This window comes from Actinomyces sp. oral taxon 849 str. F0330, from assembly GCF_000239715.1.
In the GTDB taxonomy this organism is placed as follows: Bacteria; Actinomycetota; Actinomycetes; order Actinomycetales; family Actinomycetaceae; genus Actinomyces; species Actinomyces johnsonii.
The window spans coordinates 1-2,411 of sequence record NZ_JH470376.1 but is presented as its reverse complement, the minus strand read 5'-3'; the positions used below and the strand labels follow the sequence as shown (position 1 = coordinate 2,411).

The following is a 2,411-nucleotide window of genomic DNA, read 5'->3' as shown; positions in this document are numbered from 1 at the left end:
GACACGGCATGTTCGTCGGCAGGGTCTCCATGCGCCCCACTGGTCGACGTCCCTCCGTCTTCAGAGGCCTGCTCAACCCCGGAGACGACCACCGCGGACTGCGCGACATCGTCGAAGTCCGCATCACCCTCGACAACGCACTAGCCGAACCCGTCACCCAAGCCTGGAAGAACCGCCAAGACACCGAACTCGACCAAATCGTGGCGCAGATGGATACCCACGCCCAAAAGGGCGAACTCTTCACCGAACAGGACCGCCGCTTTCACATGCGGATGCTCGAACCCCTGGACAACCACCTCTTCCTGCACCTGACCGAAGCGTTCTGGGCAGTCCACACCCTGACCGTCCCCCTCCTAGGCGCCCCCAGACCCGAGGACATGCTCAGCGCCGCCAAGGCCCACCGAGCCATGCTCCAAGCCGCCCGCGACGGGGACGCCCAGGCCTACCGCCAAGCCACCACCCAGCACTACGCCCCACTACTGGCAGCCCTCACCTAAACCAACCAGCAGCAATCTCCTGCGTCAGGGCCGGATAGGTACCGGCCTGCGCCACGGCCACGATATTGAGTCGCGGATCCTCCGGATGAAGCAGCCTGTCGATCCACAGATCGCGCGCCGCGGTGAGCCCCTGCGCCAGCCAACGAGCATTGACGAACTCCATGGCGTGCGTGCCCCCGGGATAGACATGCAACTCGGCATCCCCACCATCTCGCCACATCTTCGAGGCGAAGGCGACGTCCTCGTCGCGGAACACCTCAGCGGATGCCACGGAGATGAACAGCGGAGGTAGCCCGCCCAGCCAAGAGGCGCGGGCGGGAGCCTCATAAGGGGTGACCCGATCTGTACCGCGCCGCTCCCCCAGCGCCGCCTCCCAGGCGACGTTGTTGTACGCCGTCGGCCAGGTCCCGTCGTCGGGATACTGACGCGCCGAGACCGAGCCCTCCCACCCTGGAAGCCCAGTGCGGTCATCCAGCATGGGATAGTCCAACAGCCCGCCGAGAACAGCCGGTCCCCGCCGGTCGCGCGCCATGAGCAGCGTGCCGGCACTCAGTCCACCACCGGCGCTCGGCCCGACGACGACGACGCGGCTCGGGTCGGCACCAAGGTCCTCAGCATGCTCGACCGCCCAGCACAGCGCGGCGTAACAGTCCTCAACGCCGGCGGGCGCCGGATCCTCCGGCGCCAAACGGTACTCGGGGCTGACAATGACACCCCCGTAACGCCGCAGCCACGGGACGATCGTCAACAGACCGTTGAAGCGGCACCCCATGATGAGCCCACCACCGTGCAGTGAGAGGAGCAGAGGACCGGGAGGAGCATCGGCGGAGTCTTGGCAGCGCCGGGCGATCGCCACGCAGAACGTTGTCCCGTCCTCGCGAATGACCTCGGCATCCCGCAGCTCGATATCGGGGTGCCGTCCCAGGAATCCCGCCCGGACCTCGTCGAGGGGCACGCGCCAGCTCGGGATGTTCTGCACCGTCATGCTCCGGAAGACGCCGAGCGGTTCGATGCGCTCGAGCAGGGCGGCGGTCGCACTGTCATAGGGAGGACGGGCGGGGAGCACCGCTTGCGTGTCGGACATACCGCAACTGTCGCACCATGAGCATTATAGGTGCAAATCGCTCACAATCATTCACATCTCCGTGCCGTATGCGGCATATCGGTGTCGGTTGACGCCCGATCGTTCCCGCACCGAACGCACTCCAACCGTCTCACGCGCCGGAAATAATCGGATATGTACCGATGGGCATTCACCAGCGCAAATCCGCCATTAGCCGGACAATGGGGGTATGCAGACGTCCCGCGGTGTCATGTCCGGCCTCACCACCACACCCATGACTCAGTCCTCCACAGCAATCTCCGAGATCAAGAACTACATTCTCGCCAAAGGACTGCAGCCAGGGGATGCTTTGCCGACCGAGTCGCAGCTGTGCACCGATCTGGGCGTGTCCCGCTCCTCCGTGCGCGAGGCCGTACGCACCCTGGTCGCCCTCGACATCGTCGAAGTCCGCCACGGACACGGCATGTTCGTCGGCAGGGTCTCCATGCGCCCCATGGTCGAGTCCCTCGTCTTCAGAGGCCTGCTCAACCCCGGAGACGACCACCGCGGACTGCGCGACATCGTCGAAGTCCGCATCACCCTCGACAACGCACTAGCCGAACCCGTCACCCAAGCCTGGAAGAACCGCCAAGACACCGAACTCGACCAAATCGTGGCGCAGATGGATACCCACGCCCAAAAGGGCGAACTCTTCACCGAACAGGACCGCCGCTTTCACATGCGGATGCTCGAACCCCTGGACAACCACCTCTTCCTGCACCTGACCGAAGCGTTCTGGGCAGTCCACACCCTGACCGTCCCCCTCCTAGGCGCCCCCAGACCCGAGGACATGCTCAGCGCCGCCAAGGCCC

At 65.3% G+C, this 2,411-nt stretch carries 3 protein-coding genes; 2 read left to right on the top strand and 1 reads right to left on the bottom strand.

The window, feature by feature from the left end; all coding sequences use genetic code 11:
- The coding region (locus tag HMPREF0975_RS14175; RefSeq protein ID WP_009234924.1) for a FadR/GntR family transcriptional regulator at positions 1–497 on the top strand (497 nt) is incomplete at its 5' end.
- Here the strand turns inward: HMPREF0975_RS14175 and HMPREF0975_RS14170 are convergent.
- Positions 490–1,581, bottom strand: coding sequence for an alpha/beta hydrolase (locus tag HMPREF0975_RS14170; RefSeq protein ID WP_009234923.1), 1,092 nt, complete (start codon positions 1,579–1,581; stop codon positions 490–492). The genes HMPREF0975_RS14175 and HMPREF0975_RS14170 overlap by 8 nt on opposite strands.
- A 208-nt stretch (positions 1,582–1,789) precedes the next feature.
- On the opposite strand from HMPREF0975_RS14170, the gene HMPREF0975_RS14165 reads away from it, so the two are divergent.
- Positions 1,790–2,411: FadR/GntR family transcriptional regulator (locus HMPREF0975_RS14165; RefSeq protein WP_009234922.1), on the top strand; the 622-nt coding region annotated here is incomplete at its 3' end.

What these genes read in the sequence shown, in the direction of transcription:
- HMPREF0975_RS14170 (WP_009234923.1), bottom strand. Translation starts at nt 1,581, where the DNA reads ATGTCCGACACGCAAGCGGTGCTCCCCGCCCGTCCTCCCTATGACAGT.